General features: G+C 74.3%; 17 protein-coding genes. 8 read left to right on the top strand and 9 right to left on the bottom strand.

From position 1 onward, the window contains the following. Window positions 1–15 precede the first annotated feature (15 nt). Together ACFVVU_RS08485 and ACFVVU_RS08480 are read left to right on the top strand one after the other, a co-directional pair. Window positions 16–1,818 (top strand): HSP90 family protein, encoded by a 1,803-nt coding sequence (locus ACFVVU_RS08485; protein ID WP_387788792.1) that lies wholly within the window; start codon window positions 16–18, stop codon window positions 1,816–1,818. Then, the gene (locus ACFVVU_RS08480; RefSeq protein WP_387788791.1) at window positions 1,815–3,908 is read left to right on the top strand and encodes a hypothetical protein; all 2,094 of its coding nucleotides are present in this window, start codon (window positions 1,815–1,817) and stop codon (window positions 3,906–3,908) included. The genes ACFVVU_RS08485 and ACFVVU_RS08480 overlap by 4 nt, the downstream gene beginning before the upstream one ends. 105 nt (window positions 3,909–4,013) lie before the next feature. Here the strand turns inward: ACFVVU_RS08480 and ACFVVU_RS08475 are convergent, their stop codons facing one another. The 3 genes from ACFVVU_RS08475 to ACFVVU_RS08465 form a co-directional block, all read right to left on the bottom strand. Further along, window positions 4,014–4,718 (bottom strand): polysaccharide deacetylase family protein, encoded by a 705-nt coding sequence (locus tag ACFVVU_RS08475; RefSeq protein ID WP_380686174.1) that lies wholly within the window; start codon window positions 4,716–4,718, stop codon window positions 4,014–4,016. A gap of 154 nt (window positions 4,719–4,872) precedes the next feature. Continuing rightward, window positions 4,873–5,166, bottom strand: a complete 294-nt coding sequence (locus tag ACFVVU_RS08470; RefSeq protein ID WP_380686176.1) for a putative quinol monooxygenase — start codon at window positions 5,164–5,166, stop codon at window positions 4,873–4,875. Next, the gene (locus ACFVVU_RS08465) at window positions 5,163–6,062 is read right to left on the bottom strand and encodes a helix-turn-helix domain-containing protein (protein ID WP_387788790.1); all 900 of its coding nucleotides are present in this window, start codon (window positions 6,060–6,062) and stop codon (window positions 5,163–5,165) included. The genes ACFVVU_RS08470 and ACFVVU_RS08465 overlap by 4 nt, the downstream gene beginning before the upstream one ends. A gap of 230 nt (window positions 6,063–6,292) precedes the next feature. Here ACFVVU_RS08465 and ACFVVU_RS08460 point away from each other — a divergent pair, with 230 nt between their 5' ends. Genes ACFVVU_RS08460 through ACFVVU_RS08450 form a run of 3 tightly spaced genes read left to right on the top strand, consistent with a single transcriptional unit; the run spans window position 6,293 to window position 8,562 of the window. Then, window positions 6,293–6,856, top strand: coding sequence for a DoxX family protein (locus ACFVVU_RS08460; protein WP_387788789.1), 564 nt, complete (start codon window positions 6,293–6,295; stop codon window positions 6,854–6,856). Window positions 6,857–6,880: 24 nt separating this feature from the next. Then, window positions 6,881–7,840, top strand: coding sequence for a prolyl aminopeptidase (pip, locus tag ACFVVU_RS08455; RefSeq protein ID WP_387788788.1), 960 nt, complete (start codon window positions 6,881–6,883; stop codon window positions 7,838–7,840). After that, complete coding sequence (locus ACFVVU_RS08450) at window positions 7,837–8,562, top strand: hypothetical protein (protein WP_387788787.1); 726 nt, start codon at window positions 7,837–7,839, stop codon at window positions 8,560–8,562. Before pip ends, ACFVVU_RS08450 begins: the two co-directional genes overlap by 4 nt. 41 nt (window positions 8,563–8,603) lie before the next feature. On the opposite strand, the gene ACFVVU_RS08445 is transcribed toward ACFVVU_RS08450, so the two are convergent. Then, the gene (locus ACFVVU_RS08445) at window positions 8,604–9,488 is read right to left on the bottom strand and encodes a hypothetical protein (protein WP_387788786.1); all 885 of its coding nucleotides are present in this window, start codon (window positions 9,486–9,488) and stop codon (window positions 8,604–8,606) included. A gap of 157 nt (window positions 9,489–9,645) precedes the next feature. After that, window positions 9,646–10,749, bottom strand: coding sequence for an NADH:flavin oxidoreductase/NADH oxidase (locus ACFVVU_RS08440; protein WP_380690055.1), 1,104 nt, complete (start codon window positions 10,747–10,749; stop codon window positions 9,646–9,648). A gap of 305 nt (window positions 10,750–11,054) precedes the next feature. Here ACFVVU_RS08440 and ACFVVU_RS08435 point away from each other — a divergent pair, with 305 nt between their 5' ends. After that, window positions 11,055–11,801, top strand: a complete 747-nt coding sequence (locus ACFVVU_RS08435; protein ID WP_387788785.1) for an SAM-dependent methyltransferase — start codon at window positions 11,055–11,057, stop codon at window positions 11,799–11,801. 85 nt (window positions 11,802–11,886) lie between these two features. Here ACFVVU_RS08435 and ACFVVU_RS08430 read toward each other — a convergent pair whose 3' ends face one another. The 3 genes from ACFVVU_RS08430 to ACFVVU_RS08420 are packed head-to-tail and all read right to left on the bottom strand — an operon-like array spanning window position 11,887 to window position 15,224. Further along, window positions 11,887–12,741, bottom strand: coding sequence for a fumarylacetoacetate hydrolase family protein (locus ACFVVU_RS08430; RefSeq protein ID WP_380688098.1), 855 nt, complete (start codon window positions 12,739–12,741; stop codon window positions 11,887–11,889). After that, window positions 12,734–13,726, bottom strand: coding sequence for a 3,4-dihydroxyphenylacetate 2,3-dioxygenase (locus tag ACFVVU_RS08425; RefSeq protein WP_387788784.1), 993 nt, complete (start codon window positions 13,724–13,726; stop codon window positions 12,734–12,736). Before ACFVVU_RS08425 ends, ACFVVU_RS08430 begins: the two co-directional genes overlap by 8 nt. Next, window positions 13,719–15,224, bottom strand: coding sequence for an aldehyde dehydrogenase (locus tag ACFVVU_RS08420; RefSeq protein WP_387788783.1), 1,506 nt, complete (start codon window positions 15,222–15,224; stop codon window positions 13,719–13,721). The genes ACFVVU_RS08425 and ACFVVU_RS08420 overlap by 8 nt, the downstream gene beginning before the upstream one ends. Before the next feature lie 154 nt (window positions 15,225–15,378). Between ACFVVU_RS08420 and ACFVVU_RS08415 the strand changes: the two genes are divergently transcribed. After that, window positions 15,379–16,884 (top strand): aldehyde dehydrogenase, encoded by a 1,506-nt coding sequence (locus ACFVVU_RS08415; protein ID WP_387788782.1) that lies wholly within the window; start codon window positions 15,379–15,381, stop codon window positions 16,882–16,884. After that, window positions 16,881–17,624 carry a gamma-glutamyl-gamma-aminobutyrate hydrolase family protein gene (locus ACFVVU_RS08410; RefSeq protein WP_387788781.1) on the top strand — a complete coding sequence of 248 codons (744 nt, stop codon included), beginning with the start codon at window positions 16,881–16,883 and terminating at the stop codon, window positions 17,622–17,624. Before ACFVVU_RS08415 ends, ACFVVU_RS08410 begins: the two co-directional genes overlap by 4 nt. Window positions 17,625–17,682: 58 nt before the next feature. On the opposite strand, the gene ACFVVU_RS08405 is transcribed toward ACFVVU_RS08410, so the two are convergent. After that, window positions 17,683–18,255, bottom strand: coding sequence for a MarR family winged helix-turn-helix transcriptional regulator (locus ACFVVU_RS08405; RefSeq protein WP_387788780.1), 573 nt, complete (start codon window positions 18,253–18,255; stop codon window positions 17,683–17,685). Window positions 18,256–18,302: the final 47 nt, after the last annotated feature.

The raw sequence follows: 18,302 nt of genomic DNA, 5'->3' as shown, positions 1-18,302 counted from the left end.
CCGGGAGATGAATCCGTGAGCCAAACGTTTCGCGTCGACCTGCGCGGAATAGTCGATCTGCTGAGCCATCACCTCTACACCAGCCCGCAGGTGTACGTCCGCGAACTGCTGCAGAACGCCGTCGACGCCGTCACCGCCGTGCGCGCGCACGACGCGGCCGCCGCCCCGCACACCGCCCGGATCGCCATCTCCTCCGGCGAGGCGACCGGCGACGCTTCGCTGACGATCAGCGACAACGGCATCGGGCTGAGCGAGGCCCAGGTGCACGAACTGCTCGCGACCATCGGCCGCAGCTCCAAGCGCGACGAGCTCGGCTTCGCCCGGCACGAGTTCATGGGCCAGTTCGGCATCGGACTGCTCTCCTGCTTCATGGTCTCCGACGCCATCGAGGTGGACACCCGCCGCGGCGACGGCCCCACCGTCCGGTGGCACGGCCGCTCCGACGGCGGCTACACGCTGGCCCCGGCCCCCGCCGACCAGCAGCGCCCCGAGCCCGGCACCACCGTCACCCTGCGTCCGCGCCCCGGCAGCGAGCACCTGCTGACCCGTCGCGCCGTCACCGAACTGGTCGCCCACTACGGCGCCCGGCTGCCGTACCCGGTCACCGTCGACGGCGAGCCGGTCACCGGCGGACCGGCCCCCTGGGACCGCCCCGGGGACGAGAACGCCGCCGAGCGCCGCGCCCGCCTGGAGGCGTACTGCGAGGAGGTGTTCGGCTTCGCGCCCTTCGACGTCATCGACATCGCCGCGGCCGAGGCCGGCCTGCGCGGCGTCGCCTTCGTGCTGCCGATGCCGGCCAACCCGGCCGTCCCGGCGGCGCACCGCGTCTACCTCAAGCAGATGCTGCTCTCCGAGGGCGCCGAACGGCTGCTGCCCGAATGGGCGTTCTTCGTGCGCTGCGTCGTGGACACCACCGAACTGCGGCCCACCGCCAGCCGCGAGGCGCTCTACGAGGACTCGCTGCTGGAGGCGACCCGGGAGGCCCTGGGCGACCGGCTGCGCGGCTGGCTGGTGCGCCTCAGCGTCCAGGAGCCGGCCAGGCTGCGCTCCTTCCTGCGGGTGCACCACCTGGGCGTCAAGGCGCTCGCCCTGCACGACGACGAGATGCTCGGACTGGTCACCGAGTTCTGGCCGATGGAGACCAACGTCGGCCCGCTGACCCTGGCCGAGTTCACCGCCCGCTACGGACGGCTGCGCTACACCCCGCTGCTGGACGAGTTCCGCCAGCTGGCGCCGGTCGCGGCCGCCCAGGGACTCGCCGTCGTCAACGCCGGCTACGTCTACGACGCCGAACTGATCGACCGGTTCGCCACCGTGGACCGCTCGCTGGAGACCGAGCAGCTGCGCGCCGCCGACCTCACCACCCACCTGGCGCGGCTGGAACCGGCCGACGAGCGGGCACTCGCGCCCTTCCTCGCCGCCGCCGACCCGGTCCTCGCCCGGCTCGGCTGCGACCTGCTGGTGCGCTCCTTCGAACCCTCCGGCCTGCCCGCCCTCTACCTGCTCGACGACGACACCGCCTTCCAGCTGGACGTGCGCGGCGCCCGCGAGCAGGTGGACGAGACCTGGGCGGCGATCCTCGGCAGCTTCCAGAGCCACGGCGAACCCCGGCCCCGGCTGGTCCTCAACCACCGCAACCCGCTGGCCCGGCAGGTCCTCTCGCTCGCCGAGCCGGAGCTGCGCGCGATGTGCCTGGAGGGCCTCTACGTCCAGGCGCTGCTGCTCGGCCACCACCCGCTGCGGCCCGCCGACACCGCGGCCCTCAACCAGTCCTTCCTCGGCCTGATCGGCCGGGCCGTCGCCGGAGGCGCAGCGTGAGCCGGACCGAACAGGAACTGCGCGAACTCCTCCGCACCACCCACGGCATGCCCGACGGGGCCCCGAAGTTCGCCGCCCTGGAGGAGGTGATCCGCCACGCCGACGCCCTCGGGCTCACCGAGTTCGCCTTCGAGGCACGGATGCAGGCCACCAACGTGTTCCAGCACAGCTGGGCGCCCGCCAAGGCCCTCCTCACCTTCTCCTGGTGCCTGGCGGCCTACGACCGCGAGCCGGAGCGCTTCCAGAGCGGTTACGAACACGACCTGCTCTGGCAGTTCAAGTGGATGGTCTCCACCGTCCAGGAGTTCCCCGAGATCCCGCTGCGGCGGACGGCCGACCTGCTCGACGACATGGAACGGCGCTACCGGCGCGGCGGCCACAGCATGCACGCCGTCCACCAGCACCGCGGACTGCTGGCCGAGGCCGTCGGCGACCTCGCCGGCGCCCAGGAGCACTACGAACGGATGGCGCTCACCCGGCGCGACGGCCTCTCGGACTGCTCCGGCTGCGTCCCGAGCAGCCAGGTGCGCACGCTGGTGGCGCTCGGCCGGGACGAGGAGGCGATCCGGATCGGCGAGCCGGCCCGCCGCTCGGGCTGCACCGAGCAGCCGCAGTGGATCAACTCCGAACTGCTGCTGCCCTACCTGCGGACCGGTCGCGCCGAGCAGGCCGCCGAGGCGCACCGCGTCGCGTACCGGCGGATCCGGGACAGCGCGCACAACCTCGACACGCTGGCCCCGAACGTGCTGTTCTGCGTGTGGAGCGGCGACCCGGGGCGCGGGCTCGACCTGATCGAACGCCATCTGTCCTGGCTGGACCGGGCGCGGACCCCGATGGCCGAGATGGACTTCGCCGCGGCGGCCGTCGCGGTGCTGTCGGCGGTGGAGGCGGGCGGCGACGGCGAACTGCTGCTGCGCTTCCCCACCGTCGACGGCCGGCGCCGCCCGGACACCCCGGTCACCGTGCTCGCCGCCGAACTGCGCGAGCGCGCCCTCGGCGTGGCGGCCCGGTTCGACGAGCGCAACGGCAACACCGTCGAGAGCACCCGGATCCGCGAGTGGATGGCCGCCGGACCGATCGGTGAGCCCGCCCCGCCGGCGGGCTCCGGCCGGGACCCGCGCTCGCGCAGCGGTGAGCGCGTCCACCGCCTCACCGACCGGGTCGCCACCCTCGTCGCGGCCGGCGACCGGGCCGCCGCCGCCCGCACCCGCGTCGAGCTCACCGAGACCCTGCTCGGCGCCGACCGCTTCGCCGAGGCGGCCGCGGCCGCCGAGGAGGCGGTGCGTGAACTCGACCGGTACGGAACGCCCGAGGAGGCGGCCGCCTGCCGCTGGCTGCTCGCCCGGATCGGCAAGGAGACCGGCGACCACGCCGACGCCGCCGAGCGGCTGCGCCAGCTCCTGGACGACACGGACGACGCCGTGTGGCCGGCCTCGCTGCCGTCCCGGCCCGAACTGGAGGCCGACCTCGGCGACCTGCTCGGCTACGGCGCCGACTCGGCCGCCCGCTACCTCGCCGCGGCGCGGAGCTTCGCCGCCGCCGGCCGGCGGACCGAGGGCCTCCGCGCGCTGGTCCAGGCGATGTGGCGCCACCCCTACAGCGAAACGGAGACGGAGACCGGCACCCTGCGGGACATCCTGACCGAGGCCCGCACCACCCTCGACGCGATCCTCACCGAGGACCTCCCGACCCCCGCCGCCGTGCCCACCAGGGAGGTCGTGGCCATCCTGCGCGGCTACGTCGACCAGATCCGCGCGGTCGGCCGCCACCGCGAGGCCGCCGACCGGCTCACCGCCGCCCGCACCCTCCTGGAACACCACCGCGCCACCGGCCCGGCCGAGAGCGACGACCTCACCGACGAACTCGGCGCCGTCCTGACCGACCTGGGCGAGGAGCACCTGCGCCTCAACGCCCCGGCCGCCGCCGAGGAGGCCGCCCGCGCCGCCCTCGCCACCGCGGACCACCCCTGGGACCCGGCACTGCTCCTGGTCCGCGCCCTGCGCCTGCGCGGCGCCACCGAGGAGGCGGCCGCCCTGATGACCGCCCACGAGATCACCGAGGACGACGTCCTGGAGGCCGAGGAGTACTGACGAGGGCGTTGCGTTCGGCCGCGCATGACGGGGCGTCAGGTCACCGTGAGGTCAAGGTGGCCTGACGCCGTGCTCCGGTCATGGCGAACGCGGGACGACGCCCGCTCAGCGGCAGGGGAGGAGGGCGAAGGTGTAGCCGCGGGACTTGAGGGTGCCCAGGATGGCGGGGAGGGCGGCGACGGTCTGGCCGCGGTCGCCGCCGCCGTCGTGGAGGAGGATGACGGAGCCGGGCTTGACGGCGTCGAGGACGCGGCGCTCGATGGCGGCGCGGCCGGGGCGGGACCAGTCCTGGGGGTCGACGCTCCACAGCTGGACGCTCTTGCCCAGGCCCGCGGCGGCCGAGCGGACGGTGCCGTTCACACCGCCGTAGGGCGGGCGCAGGCACGACGGGGTGGTGCCGGTCTGCGCCCGGATGCGTGCGTCGGTGGCCGACACCTGGTACTGGAAGGCGGACTTGGAGAGCTTGCGCAGGTCCGGGTGGGACCAGCTGTGGTTCTGCACGCTGTGCCCCTGGGCGCCGACCTGCCGGGTGACCTCCGGGTTGGCGGCGACGTTCTGGCCGATCTCGAAGAACGTGGCGCGAACGCCGTACTGGGACAGCAGCGAGAGCACCTGCGGGGTGTAGCGGGGGCTCGGGCCGTCGTCGAAGGTGAGGTAGACGACCTTGGCCGCGGCGGTCTGCGCCGGGGCGGCCTGGGCCGGGACGGCCGGCAGGGCGACGACGACGGTGGCGGCGGCGACCAGGGTTCCGACGGCGAACCGGGCGGCCCGGCGCCCCCGGGGCCGGTCCGTTGCGCGGGGCGAAGACACGGGTCCTCCCAACGGCCGCGGCACGGGAACGAACCCGGTGCCCGCCCCCTGCCCGGCACAGGCGCCCAATGTAGCGCTCCGTCCCCGCACCGTCCCGGGCCCGGGGCACCCGGGGGTCGTACTTCGGCCAGCTCGCGCGGGGCGCGGGCCGCGGTCAGCGCGCGAAGGCGGTGAGCACGTCGGCGAACTCCACCAGCGGTTCCTCGGCCAGGAGTTCGGGGAAGCGGGCGAGCAGGCCGGCCACGTAGGGGGCGGCGAAGTGGGCCTCGCGGGCCGCGTGGTCGGCGTACCGCTCCACCACCAGGAACCGGTCGCCGTCCTGACGGCCGACCGTGTACGCCAGCGCGCCCGGCTCGCGCAGGGTCGACTCGGCGACCTCGCGCAGGGCCGCGTCCAGGGTGTCCGCCTGCTCCGGTCGCGCCCGTAGGATCGCCAGCACCATCGTCATGGGAGTTCCTTCCTCGTCGGTAGGGGGCCAGCCTGTCCGCCGTCCGGGAGCGGCCGATAGTAGAAATGCGACAGGCCCCGTCCGAGCACGTCGCCCGGCCGCTCGCCGGTGAGCCGGCGGAACTCGCGGACGAAGTGGCTCTGGTCGTAGTAGCCGGCCGCCAACGCCGCGGGCAGGTAGTCGCGTCGGTCCTCCCGCAGGAGGTGCCGGGCGAGGCGCTGGAACCGCGCGAGGCGCTGGAACTCCTTCGGCCCGGCCCCCACCGCCGCCGGGAACGCCCGCTGCAACCGGCGCTCGCCGACCCCGGCCGTCTCGGCGAGCCGGTCGATCCGCAGCCCGGCCGGCCGGCGGTAGACGCGCCCGACGGCGGCGTCCAGCCAGGCCTCCGGACGGCGGTGCTCGGCGAGCAGCCCGGTGAGGAACCCGTCCAGGGCCGCGATCCGATCCGCCGCGCCGGTGGCCGTCCGGACCCGGTCGACCAGCCGCCGGCCGGCCGCGCCCCAGAGGTCCTCGGCGTCCACCACCCGGTCGGCCAGCTCGTCGAGCCCGACCGGGACCAGGTGGCGCAGCGCACCCGCCCGGAACCGCACCGCCATGAAGCCGCCCGTCCCGCCGTGCCTGTCCAACCGCCAGGCGGTGCGGCGCAGACAGACGAGGTGCGCGCCCGGCAGCGGTGTCGGCGCCCCGGTGGTGTCGGGTGCGCGCAGCGCCACCCCGCCCGCCCAGTGCACCCACAGCTCGGCCCCGGTCCCCGGCAGCAGCCGGGGCAAGGCGCCCGCGCCGCCCTCGGACCACCAGTACCGTTCGACGAACGCCCGCAGTCCGGGCGCGGGCGGCGTGTGGCCGAAACACGGACGGACCGTCACTTCGGCGCTCGCCGGGGGTGGTGGAGTCATGACGGAGATGCTAGAAGGCGCCACCGCGCTCTTCCCCGTGTGGTCAAGCACCCCGCGGAGCCTATGCGGCGCGGCAGCAGGGCGCTAAGCTGCGGACTTCTGAGCCAGTACCTGACAGGCCGTGCCACGGCCGGTGCCCCGGGCCGCCCCTCACCCGGATCCCATCGGATGTGACATGTCCCGTCCCCGTTCGGTGCTGGGAACTCTGTTGGATCCGAAGGAGGGGCAGGATGGAGTCGTTTTCCGCACGGGTGGTGCGCTCGTCCAGACAGCGCGCCGAAGTGTTCGCCGACGCCTACCGGCGCGTGGCCCCCGGCGTTCTGCGCGTCAGTGTCGGGGTGTTGTACCTCTGGTTCGGGCTGCCGAAGTTCTTCCCCGGTACCAGCCCCGCCGAGGACCTCGCCACCCGCTGCATGAGCCTGATGACCTTCGACGCCGTCCCGCCCGACGTCTCGCGCTTCCTGCTGGCGCTGATGGAGGTCGCCATCGGGCTCGGTCTGGTCACCGGACTTCTGCGCCGACTCACCCTCACCGTGTTCTTCGTCCACATGACCGGGGTGTTCGCCACCCTCGTCCTGCTGCCGAACGACGTGTGGGCCCACGGCGTCCCGCCGGTGCCGACGCTGGAGGGGCAGTACATCCTGAAGAACATCGTGCTGATCGCGGCCTGTCTGACCGTCGCCACCCGCGAGCGGCGCGTGCCGGCGCCCCGTCAGGACCCGGCGGTGGAGCCGGCGGTGGACCGGGCGGTGGCCGAGGCGCCGCGGATCTCCCGTTCCCGGGCCGTGCGTTGACGAACCCGCGTACGATCGGAGGTCATGGTTGACTTCTATCCTCCGACCGCCCCCTACGACCGCGGGTTCCTCGACACCGGAGACGGCAACCGCCTCTACTACGAACAGCTCGGCAACCCGGACGGCAAGCCCGCCGTGCAGATCCACGGCGGTCCGGGGGCGGGCACCCCGGACCGTCCGACGAGGGCGTGGGACCCGGACGCCTACCGGGTGATCCGCTTCGACCAGCGCAACTGCGGCCGCAGCACCCCGCACGCCGGCGACCCGGCGGCGGACATGCGGCTGAACACCACGCAGCACCTCATCGACGACATCGAGCGGCTGCGCGAACACCTCGGCATCGAACGGTGGTTGGTGAACGGCGCCTCCTGGGGTTCGGCGCTCTCCGTCGCCTACGCGCAGCAACACCCCGAGCGGGTGACCGAGGTGGTGATCGCGGCCGTGTTCACCGCCCGCCGCTCGGAGATCGACTGGCTCTACCGGGGCGCCGGGCAGTTCCACCCGGAGGCCTGGGACCGCTTCCGCGACGGCGTCCCCGAGGACGAGCGCGACGGCGACCTGCTCGCCGCCTACGCCCGGCTGATGGAGCATCCGGACCGGGCCGTCCGCGAGCGGGCCGCCGCGCAGTGGCTGGCCTGGGAGGACGCCGTCGTCTCCGACGAGCCCAACGGCGTGCCCGGCATGTACAGCCGCCAGGAGACCGACGCCCGGATCGCCTTCGTGCGGATCTGCGCCCATGTCTTCGGCCACGGCGCGTGGCTGGAGGAAGGGCAGCTCATCCGCGATGCCCCCAAGCTGGCCGGCATCCCGGCGGTGCTGGTGCACGGCCGGCACGACATGGGCTGCCCGGTGCAGACGGCCTGGGAGCTGGCCAAGGCCTGGCCGGGAGCCCGCCTGCACATCATCGAGGACTCCGGCCACGCCGGCAGCGAACTCATGGGCCGCACCATTCGCGAGGCCATCGAGGAGTTCAAGACCCGGTGAACGCCACCCGTGCCACCGTGACCCGGACGGCGACCGTGCTCGCCACCCTGGCGCTCCTGGTCTCCGTCTCCGAGTGCTCGCTGCTCAAACGCGAGGGGGTGGAGCGGGCGGGCGGCCCCGTGGGTGCCGAGGGTCCGGCCGAACCGCCGCCGGCCCTCTCGCCGCCGGTGGTCGACACCCGAACGGTGGCGGACTGGCCGGACCGTCCGGTGACCGGGGAGTCCGCGCTGCCGCCGCTCAGGGCCCGGGTGATCGAGCCCGGCTACACCGGCGAGACCTTCCTGAAGCGTCTCGCCGCAGGCCGGGGCATCACGCTGAAGGAACGGGAGAAGGTCGACTTCCCGGGGCCGCCCGTCTGGCATGCGGCGGGGGAGAAGGCGGACGGCGGAGTGGTGGAGTGGATCGCCGCCGTGTGGTCCTTCGACGGCGAGTTGGAGAGGGTGACCTGCTCCGTGACGGCCACGGCGGTCGACCGCATCGCGTTCCTGCGGCAATGCGCGGGTGCGGACCGTCCGGCTGGGACCCCGGCGGAGGTCCGGGCCTGGCTGGACGGCATGGTGCCCCGGGTGGACGAGCTCTTCGCGACGGGACCGGGTCTCACCGTCACCAGTCCGCTGCTGCGGCGCGGCGCGACGGCGGCCTTCCTGCGGAAGTGGCACAGCGAGGACCGGGGTGGCGACACCTACGAACTGCACCTGTTCGGCACCGGGGCCGGCAACTGACCGGGCGGGCGGCCGCGTCGTTGGCGCGGCCGCCCACCCGCTCAGCGCGCCGGCGGCTGCTCCGGCAGTCGTACGACGGCGGTTCCGGCCTGAGACTCGCCGAAGCCCCAGCCCGCCACCAGGGAGCAGCCGACCGCCTCCAGGATGTCGCTCCACGGCCAGCCGTCGGCGCCGGAGTAGAAGCCGCCCTCGCTGCGCGCGTCGTTCGGGGAGAGGCAGAGCATCCGCAGGTGGTCACGGAGCGCGGGGTGGGTGAGCGTGCTGAGCCGCTCCTCCCAGGGCTCGGCGGCCTCGCGGGCGCGGCTCATGTCGCCGACCGACACCAGGTGTTCGGGGCCGCGCTCGGTGAACGTGGCGGCCCGCAGGGCGTCGGTGAGCGTGCCGTCGGTGGCGACGCGCAGCAGCACGGTCAGCCAGGTGTTCAGCTTCTCGGCGTTCCTGCCGGTCAGATCAACCTCGTGGCGGGCCAGGAGCGGGCCCAGGTCGGCGCCGTGCACCAGCGCCTCGTCGAACTCGTCGACGACGGCGACGGTCCGCAGGTCGGCGACGAAGGCGTCGTCGAACGGCCGGGGGCCCTTGTGGCCGTCCTCGCCCCACGGTCCCGTTCCCGCCAGGAGGTCGGCGTCGAAGCGGAACAGCGATCCGCCCAGGTCGAACCGCCAGGTCCAGGGGGAGAAGGGGTACTCGCCGTCCGGATCCGGCAGCTGCCTCGGTTCCCGGCCGGACAGCGCGTCAGAAGTCGTCCAGGGGCTCGGGAACAGGAACTCGTCGAGGGAGTCCGAGGCGTAGTAGACCCCGTACCCGGTGGCGGGTCCGACGGCCGGATCGACGGCCGGGCTTCCGTCGAGCAGGATCGCGAAGGCACTGGCCAGCGCGGCGTCCCACGCGCCGGGGTCGGTCGCCGGAGCCGTCTCGGGCGTCGTCATGGGCACTCCTTCATGTCGCGTCGCACGGGCGGACACAAGGTACCGGCCGCCGCTGACAGGACGGATGGCATGGGCGGCGGGCGGCGCCCGGGAACGCCGCAGCGCCCCGGCCGCCGTCCCTGTTCAGCGGGACGGCGGCCGGGGCGCTGCGGGCTCGTCAGGCCCGGTGGTACGGCGACGGGGTGGCGACCTCGCCGCCGAGCGCGGTGGCCGCGTGGCGGGCCCAGTACGGGTTGCGCAGCAGCTCGCGGCCGATCAGGACGGCGTCGGCGCGGCCGTCGGTGAGGATCTGCTGGGCCTGGGCCGGCTCGGTGATCAGGCCGACGGTCGCCACCGGCAGGTCGGTCTCCTGGCGGACCGCTTCGGCGAACGGGACCTGGAAGCCGGGGGCGGCCTCGATCCGGGCGTCGGGCACCAGGCCGCCGGTGGAGACGTCGAGCAGGTCGACGCCGTGCGAGAGCAGTTCCTTGGCGAGGCGGACGGTCTCCGCCGAGGTCCAGCCCTCGCGCCCGTCCTCGGGGTTCTCGGTGAGCCAGTCGGTCGCGGAGATGCGGAAGAAGACCGGCAGGTCCTCGGGCCACACCGCGCGGACGGCGTCCACGACCTCCAGCGCGAAGCGGGTCCGGCCCTCGAAGGAGCCGCCGTACGCGTCGGTGCGGCGGTTGCTGAACGGGGAGAGGAACTCGTGGACGAGGTAGCCGTGCGCGCCGTGGATCTCGACGACCTGGAAGCCGGCGTCGAGCGCGCGCCGGGCGGCGTCGGCGAACTGGCCGACGATCTCCGCGATCTGCTCGACGGTCAGCTCCTCCGGCGTGACCCGGGCGTCGTCGAACGGGAGGGCGCTGGGGGCGAGCGGCGTCCAGCCGTGCGCCTCGTCCGGGTGGATCGCGCGGCCGCGGTCGACCCAGGTCCGCTCGGTGGACGCCTTGCGCCCGGCATGGCCGAGCTGGATCGCGGGCACGGTGCCCTGCGCCTTGAGGAAGGCGGTGATCCGGCGGAAGGCCTCGGTCTGGGTGTCGTTCCACAGGCCGAGGTCGTAGGGCGAGATCCGGCCCTCGGGGCTGACGGCGGTGGCCTCGGTGATGATCAGCCCGGTGCCGCCGGCGGCGCGTGCGGCCTGGTGGGTGAAGTGCCAGTCGTGCGGAACGCCCGCCAGCTCGCCGTCCGGCGCGGCGCTGTACTGGCACATCGGCGGCATCCAGATCCGGTTCGGGATGGTGAGCGACCGCAGGGTGAAGGGGCTGAAGAGGCTGGTGCTCATGTCGGACTCTCCTGGTCAGGACGGAGGGCGGAGTGCAGACGGAACCCGCGAGTGATTGCAGCCGCAATCTCTGCTGGAACAATAATTGCATGCGCGCCCTAAATGCAAGCGGTGTCCGCCGCCCCCGGTGGGGCGCGCGCTCGGAAAACCGGTGGACAGTCGCAGGCCGTCGGCCTAGCTTGGCGACCATCGGCAACGGTGATGACTGCGGGGGTGTTGCGGGATGAGCGTTCGGACCGGCGCGGCGGACTGGCGGAAGCCGCGAACAGTTGCCATGACCTCATCCAGCCGAAGGGCCCCCCGAAGTGGATCTTCCACGTAGTTTCGTCATCCGCGAGAGCAGTCACCGCATCCACGACCCGTTCACCAGCGAGAAGCTGGCCATGCTCGGGCAGGCGCTCCGGCTGTCGCCCGGCGCGAGCGTGCTCGACCTGGCCTGCGGGTCGGGGGAGCTGTTGTGCACCTGGGCCCGGGACCACCGGATCACCGGGGCCGGAGTGGACATCAGTACGGCGTTCATCGACCGGGCGCGGACCCGCGCCGCCGAAGTCGGTGTCACCGATCGCGTGCGTTTCGTCCACGGGGACGCCTCCGGCCATGTGGCCGACGAGCCCGTCGACGTCGCCGCCTGCGTCGGTGCCACCTGGATCGGCGGTGGCGTCCCCGGCACGGTCCGGCTCCTGCGGCAGAGCCTCAAGCCGGACGGGATCATGCTCATCGGCGAGCCGTTCTGGCGGCGCCGGCCGGCTGACCAGGCCGTCGTGACCGGCTGCCACGTCGAGAGCGTCGACGACTTGCTGCCGCTGCCCGGGCTCGTCGAACAGTTCGGCGCGCTCGGCTACGACGTCGTGGAGATGGTCCTCGCCGATCAGGACAGCTGGGACCGCTACCGGGCCGCGCAGTGGCTGAACGTCCGCCGCTGGCTCGACGCCCACCCCGAGGACGAACTCGCCGCCGAACTGCGTGCGGAGCTCCACGCCGGTCCGGCGCGTTACGTGCGCTACGAACGCGAGTACGTCGGCTGGGGCGTCTTCGCGCTCATGCGTCGCTGACCGACGGCCGAGGACGACGGCCGGGGCGGGGGTCCGGCCCGTACGGCGCGGGGCGGGCCGCCGTCCGCCCCGCGCCGGTCCGTGCTCAGGAGGCGGTCCGCACCGGGGGCCTGATGCCGCGGAACTCCCAGTCGCCGCCGAGGGCGGTGGAGAGGACCTCCTCACTGGCCGTCACCTGGGCCCCGACGTCGGTGCGGATCGGGGTGGGGCCGGTGACCACGTGGTTGCGCAGCCGGCCGAGGCCCTCGGCCTCGACCTCGACGATGTCCCCGGGCCGGACCGGCCGGGAGTTGGCGGGGGTGCCGGAGAGCAGGACGTCGCCGGGGTGCAGGGTGATGGTGCGGGCGATGTCGGCGACCAGGTAGTGCATGTCCCACTCCATCTCGTCCGTGGAACCGTCCTGGACGAGCACGCCGTTGACGTAGGTGCGCAGGTACTTGCCGCGGAAGTCCCAGTCGGTGACCAGGCCCGGTCCGAGCGGGCCGAGGGTGTCGGAGCCCTTGACCCGGAGCATCGAGCCGGCGTCGGTGTCCCGGAAGTCGTGCAGGCCGAAGTCGTTGGCGACGGTGTAGCCGGCGATGTACGCGCCGGCCTCGGCGGGGGCGATGTTGCGGCAGGTGCGGCCGATCACGATCGCCACCTCGCCCTCGTAGTTGAGGTAGTGGCAGCCCTCGGGGCGCACGACCGCTCCGCCGTGGGCGTTGAGGGCGGAGACCGGCTTGTGGAAGTAGGTCGGGGCCGGGGTGAGCCGGATCCCGAACTCCTCGACGCGGCTGCGGTGGTTGAGGTGGACGGCGACGATCTTGCCCGGGACGACCGGCGGCAGGTGCCGGGCGGCGTCGGCGGCGACGCGGCGGCCGTCGCCGGCCACCAGCTCCTCGCCCTCGCGGCGCACCTCGACGGCCGCGCCGTCGAGGAGGATCCGGCGGTACTCAGGCATGGGCGGTCTCCTCGTACGGGTCGGCCTCGTGCGGGTCGACGTGGTGGTGCGGGTCGACGTGGTGGTGCGGGTCGTGCCGGTGGGCGGCGGCGCCGGCGGGCGGCGCGGTCCAGCCCGCTGTCGGGCGGTCGAACCAGAGCAGCGCCTGCCCGGTGCCGACCGAGTTCTCGTACTCCCCGTACTGCCGCGCGGGCGCGGTGCAGCGCTGCTCGCCGAGGGCGCCGGCCAGCATCAGGTAGTGGCCGAAGCGGGCCTCGGGCTTGAACCGCTGGAAGTCGTCCATGGTGTCGAGCACCCGGTCGTGCCGGCCCTCGCGGAACCAGGTGATCCGCTGCTCGTCGGCGGCCCTCGCCTCGGGGGTGAAGATGTGCGCGGGGTCGCCGGACTCGTGGTCGCGCAGTTGGCGCAGCGGCCAGAAGGTGTGCGAGAACGCCCCCGAGGCGATCACCAGGACCCTGCGGTCGACGGCCGCGATGCCGTCGGCGAGCGCCCGGCCGAGCCGCAGGTGGTCCTCGGCGTCGCCGGTCTGGCAGACGCCGATGCTCAGCCAGCGCTTGTCGGCCAGCCCCTCGCCGAGGTACTTCCAGAGGTTGATCGTGGCGTAGTGGACGGGCAGGCAGGGGTCGTCGATCGGGGTGATCCAGGTGCCGTGGCGATCGGCGAACCGGGCGACCGCGTGGGCGAGTTCCTGGTCCCCGGGGTAGTCGTAGAGCATCCGTCGCATGCCGCGCGGCAGCTCCTCGGAGGTGAACAGCCCGGCCCGGCGCTGCTGGGCGGCGATCACGAACTCGACGGTGGTGGCCCAGTGCGAGTCGAGGACGACGACGGTGTCGTAGTCCAGCGTCTCGAAGACGTCCCGGCGCAGCTCGCGCAGGCCGGTGACCAGGGTGAACTCCCGGCCCTCGTTGAGCTCGCGCCGGGTGGCCTCGGGCAGCACGATGGTGGGCACGTGGGCGAGCAGCCCGGCGCCGACGATCTCACCCACGGTCCGCCCACCCCCTCGGCGCGGTGACGGTGTTGCGGACGTCGGCGTAGAAGTCGAAGCTCCAGTCGCCGCCCTCGCGGCCGATCCCGGACTCGCGCGAGCCGCCGAACGGGGCGCGCAGGTCGCGGACGAAGAAGCAGTTCACCCAGACGGTGCCGGCCACCAGCCGGTCGGCGACCCGGTCGGCGCGTTCCCGGTCACCGGTGGCGAGGGTGGCGGCCAGGCCGAAGCGGGTGCCGTTGGCCAGGGCCACCGCCTCCTCCTCGCTGTCGAAGGTCTGCAGGGTGAGCACCGGGCCGAACACCTCCTCCTGGACGATCTCGGAGTCCTGGTGGACGTCGGTCAGCAGGGTGGGCCGGTAGTGGAGGCCGCCCAGCTCCTCGTTGGGCCCGCCGCCGAACACCGCGCGGGCGCCGGTGGCCAGGGCCCGCCGTACGAAGCCGTCGATCCGCTCCAGCTGGCGCGGGTGGATGTTGGGGCCGAGGTCGGTGGACTCCGCGCGCGGGTCGCCCTGGCGCAGCGCGGCGGCGCGGGCGGTGAGCCGGGCGGTGAACTCCTCGGCCACCGAGGCCTCGACGAGCAGCCGGGTGGCGGCCAGGCAGACCTGTCCGGCGTTGTCGAACTGCTCGACGGCGAGCTCCGCGGCGAGGTCGAGGTCGGCGTCGGCGAAGACCAGCAGCGGGGACTTGCCGCCGAGTTCCAGGCTGACCGGGGTGAGGTTGCGTCCGGCGGCCTCGGCGATCCGCCGGGCGGTGGGGACGGAGCCGGTGAAGCTGATCCGCCGTACGCCGGGGTGGGCGGTGAGCGGAGCGCCGACCTCGGCGCCCAGGCCCTGGACGACGTTGAGGACGCCGTCGGGCAGTCCGGCCGAGGCAGCGATGTCGGCGAGCAGCGAGGCGGTGAGCGGGGACCACTCGGCGGGCTTGAGGACGACGGTGTTGCCGGCCGCGAGGGCGGGGGCGACCTTCCAGGTGGCGAGCATCAGCGGGGCGTTCCAGGGCGTGATCAGGACGCTCGGTCCGGCCGGGTCCCAGCTGACCCGGTTGGCGTGGCCGCGGGTGTCCAGTCCGGGGTGGCCGAGGGCGAGCAGCCGGTCGGCGAAGAACCGGAAGTTGTGGGCGACCCGGGGCATCACGCCGCGCCGGTGGGAGCGGAGCAGGGCCCCGTTGTCGGCGGTCTCGACGGCGGCGAGGTCCTCCAGCCGGGCCTCGACGCCGTCGGCGATCGCGTGCAGCAGCCGGGCGCGTTCGGCGGGGGCGGTGGCGGCCCAGTCGGGGAAGGCGGCGGTGGCGGCGGCGACCGCGGCGTCGGCCTCGGCGGCGGTGCCCCGGGCGATCCGGGCCAGTTCGGCGCCGTCGATCGGGGAGTGGTCGGCGAAGGTGTCGGCGGAGGCGACGCGGCGTCCGCCGATCCAGTGGCGGGTGTCCACGGGGACCCCGGCCACCGTCGCGAGGTGGGGCGGCGGCGCGTCGGCGGCGGCCGCAGGGTGGACGGACATGCGCGCCCTCCTGATTCTCGTTTGGCTCCAAACAACGTAGGGCCCGGGATCCGTGGAGGTCAACCCTTGGAAGCGGCCGGGTCCTTGGTTATCGTTTGCCTCCAAATGACACCTGGGTGGCCTTCGCGCCACCGCGAGTTCGACCGGAGGCACCGTGACGGGCGCACCCCACGACGACGACACCCACGAAGGATGGCGGCGGCGCGCCCGCGCACTCGCCCTCCCGACCGCCCACCTCATCGGCGGCGCCCCGGAACCGGGCGGCGGCGCCACCTTCCCGGTGGTCTCCCCGCGTGACGGCCGCCTGCTGGCCGAGGTCGCCGCCGGCGGGCGGGCCGAGGCGGACGCCGCCGTCGCCGCCGCCCGGCGGGCCTTCGACCACGGCCCCTGGCCCCGGCTCGCCCCCGTCGAACGCGGCCGCGCGCTCCAACGGCTCGCCGACCTGGTCGAGCGGCACCGCGACGAACTCGCCCTGCTGATCAGCCTGGAGATGGGCAAGCCGGTCACCGAGGCGCGCGACATCGAACTGCGCGCCGTCGCCGCCACCTTCCGCTGGTACGGCGAACTCGCCGGCAAGCTCACCGACGAGGCCCCGCACACCCCCGGCGACGCCCTGGCACTGGTCACCCGGGAGCCGGTCGGCGTCGTGGCGGCCGTGGTGCCCTGGAACTTCCCGCTCACCATGGCCGCCTGGAAGGCCGCGCCCGCCCTCGCCGCCGGCTGCACCGTCGTCCTCAAGCCCGCCGAGCAGTCCCCGTTGTCCGCGCTGCGCCTGGGCGCGCTGGCCGTCGAGGCCGGACTGCCCGACGGCGTGCTCAACGTGCTGGCCGGACAGGGCCCGGAGGCCGGGCGCGCGCTCGGGCGCCACCCGGACGTCGACGCGCTCGCCTTCACCGGCTCCACCGAGGTCGGGCGGCACTTCCTGCGTTACGCCGCCGACTCCAACCTCAAGCGGGTCTGGCTCGAACTCGGCGGCAAGTCCCCGAACATCGTGCTGCCCGACGCCCCCGACCTGGACCGGGCGGCGGCCACCGCCGCCTGGGGCATCTTCTTCAACCAGGGCGAGATGTGCACCGCTCCGTCCCGGCTGCTGGTCCACCGGTCGGTCGCCGACCGGGTGGTGGACGCCGTGGTCGAGCGCGCCCGCACCCTGCGGATCGGCGACCCGCTGGACCCGGCCACCGAGATGGGCCCGCTGGTGACCGCCGCCCACCGCGAGCGCGTCCTCGGACACATCGAGGCCGCCCACCGGGACGGCGCCCGGCTGCGGGCCGGCGGCCGGGCGGTGCTCCCCGACAGCGGCGGGTCCTACCTGGAGCCGACGGTCTTCGACCGGGTCGGCCCGCGGATGCGGCTTGCCCACGAGGAGGTGTTCGGCCCGGTGCTCGCCGTCCAGGTCTTCGACACCCCCGAGGAGGCCGTCCGGATCGCCAACGACAGCGTCTACGGGCTGGCCGCCGGCCTGTGGACGGCCGACCTGTCCACCGCGCACCGGATGTCGCGGGCGCTGCGGGCGGGTACCGTCTGGGTCAACTGCTACGAGGAGGGCGGACTCGAAGTGCCCTTCGGCGGCGTCCGGCAGTCCGGGCACGGGCGCGACAAGTCCGCGCACGCGCTGGACAAGTACACCGACCTCAAGACCACCTGGATCCGGCTGTGAGCGCGCCCAGGCCGCTGATCGCGCTGCCCGCCCGCTTCTCGGCCTCCGTCTCGGCGCTGCGGTACGCCGCCGTGGTGGCCGCCGAGGCGCTCGCCGAGGCCGTCTACCGGGCCGGCGGCGAGCCGTTCGTGATGCTGCCCGCCGGACCGGGCGCGCCCGGGGCCGCCGGCGCCGAGGAGGTCGCCGAACGGCTCGCGCGCTGCTCCGGACTGCTGCTGCCCGGCGGCGGGGACCTCGATCCGGCGCACTACGGCGAGGACTCCCGGCACCCCGACGTCTACGACCTGCACGCCGGTCAGGACGCCTTCGACCTCGCGCTCGCCGAGTACGCCCTGCTCGCCGGACTGCCGACGCTCGCGGTCTGCCGGGGCCTGCAGGTCGTCAACACCGTGCTCGGGGGCACCCTGGAGCAGGACATGGGCGGCCCCGGGCTCGACCACCGGCACGTGGTGCACCCGCTGACGCCGCTCGACGGCAGCCTGCTGGCACGGTTGGCCGGCCCGGGGGACCGGGTGGTCTCCTGCTACCACCACCAGCGGGTGGCCCGGCTCGGTCACGGCCTGCGGGTGACGGCGCGGGCCGCCGACGGCACCGTGGAGGCGGTCGAACTCGTCGAACCGGCCGGCTGGTTCCTCGGCGTGCAGTGGCACCCGGAGGACACGGCGGCCACCGACCCGGCCCAGCAGGCGGTGTTCGACGCCCTGGTGGAGGCCGCGGCCGCCGAGGGCCGCCGGGGCTGAGCGCACGACATGAGGGCCCCGTCCACCGGTGGACGGGGCCCTCACGCCTTCCGGAGCGTCAGGCGACGCGCCGGCGGCGGCCGCCGGGGCGCGGCGGCGGGGGAGCGTCGGCGGTCAGCTCGGCGCGGCGGGCCTCGCCGTCCTGCTCCAGGGTGCCGACGACCCGGCGCAGCAGACCGGCCAGCTGCTCGCACTCCTCGTCGGAGAGCGCGCCGGCCACGAAGGCCTCCTCCTGGTTGAACCGCGGGAACAGCCCGGCCATCAGCTCCTCGCCGGCCGCGGTGAGCCGCAGCAGCACCATCCGGCCGTCCGAGGGGTGGCCGACCCGCTCGACGAGTCCGCGCGATTCGAGGGTCCGGGCGACGCCGGTCAGCGTGCCCTTGGAGATGCCCGCCTCCTCGGCGACGTAGCGGGTCTCCATCTCGCCCCAGATCCAGACCACCCAGAGCACCACGAAGGATGTCCAGGTCAGCTGGGCGCCGCGCAGGACGGAGTTCTCCAGGTGCTGGCGGACGGCCGCCGCCGCGCGGTGGATGTTGCCGACGGCGGCCATCTGCGCGCGCAGCAGCGGTACCTGCCCCAGCTTGGCCTGGACGGCGAGCTCGGTCTCCTCGATGGTGCGGTTGGTCACCGGTGGTCCCCTCCCCGCGGCCGGGCCGCGGTCGTGTCGTGGGGCCG

This window comes from Kitasatospora sp. NPDC057965, from assembly GCF_042887135.1.
Lineage (GTDB): Bacteria > Actinomycetota > Actinomycetes > Streptomycetales > Streptomycetaceae > Kitasatospora.
This window is presented reverse-complemented; position numbering and strand designations above follow the sequence as displayed.

Bases quoted from the DNA above. Each gene is read 5' to 3' on its own strand.
- ACFVVU_RS08470 (WP_380686176.1), bottom strand. From the start codon at position 5,166: ATGACGATGGTGCTGGCGATCCTACGGGCGCGACCGGAGCAGGCGGAC.
- ACFVVU_RS08465 (WP_387788790.1), bottom strand. From the start codon at position 6,062: ATGACTCCACCACCCCCGGCGAGCGCCGAAGTGACGGTCCGTCCGTGT.
- ACFVVU_RS08460 (WP_387788789.1), top strand. From the start codon at position 6,293: ATGGAGTCGTTTTCCGCACGGGTGGTGCGCTCGTCCAGACAGCGCGCC.
- pip (WP_387788788.1), top strand. From the start codon at position 6,881: ATGGTTGACTTCTATCCTCCGACCGCCCCCTACGACCGCGGGTTCCTC.
- ACFVVU_RS08445 (WP_387788786.1), bottom strand. From the start codon at position 9,488: ATGACGACGCCCGAGACGGCTCCGGCGACCGACCCCGGCGCGTGGGAC.
- ACFVVU_RS08440 (WP_380690055.1), bottom strand. From the start codon at position 10,749: ATGAGCACCAGCCTCTTCAGCCCCTTCACCCTGCGGTCGCTCACCATC.
- ACFVVU_RS08430 (WP_380688098.1), bottom strand. From the start codon at position 12,741: ATGCCTGAGTACCGCCGGATCCTCCTCGACGGCGCGGCCGTCGAGGTG.
- ACFVVU_RS08420 (WP_387788783.1), bottom strand. From the start codon at position 15,224: ATGTCCGTCCACCCTGCGGCCGCCGCCGACGCGCCGCCGCCCCACCTC.